Origin of the sequence: Rhodococcus sp. T2V (assembly GCF_029269925.1) — a bacterium.
Classification (GTDB): domain Bacteria; phylum Actinomycetota; class Actinomycetes; order Mycobacteriales; family Mycobacteriaceae; genus Rhodococcus_F; species Rhodococcus_F koreensis.
The window spans coordinates 1-413 of the sequence record NZ_JARJBD010000549.1; the positions used below are offsets into that span (position 1 = coordinate 1).

Annotated in this window: 1 pseudogene; it reads right to left on the reverse strand. The window is 62.0% G+C overall.

Annotation, left to right across the window (positions count from 1 at the left end):
- Positions 1 to 399, reverse strand: a pseudogene (locus P3H15_RS55360) (hypothetical protein); the annotation flags it as partial.
- Positions 400 to 413: the final 14 nt, after the last annotated feature.

The following is a 413-nucleotide window of genomic DNA, read 5'->3' on the forward strand; positions in this document are numbered from 1 at the left end:
GACTGTTTCGTTCCCGCATGTGGAACGGCAGACGCTCATGGGTGGAACACTGACACATTTTCCCGCGTATCGGCTCGATCTCCCTGATCGGCCGGCGGGTGATATATCGATGCACTGTTGGGTCCTGAGAGAACACGTGGCGTAGTCGGTCAACCGGCCGGTCGCGCCCGCCACCTTGTCGGAGACGGTGGACATCGCTTTGTCGGTCACGGTGCCGAGCAAGCCCTGCGCCGCCTTCTGCAGCGGTGACACCGATGCGGCCTCACCGGACGCACCGATCCGCTCATCCGGGACCTGCTCGAGGATCGACGCCTCCCAGGTGCGATGCGACAGGAAGATCTGCGCCTTCCATTCGAGTTTCTCGTCCGCTTCCTGCTCCACCCGTTCGACCTTCTTCATGAACGACGGAAAGT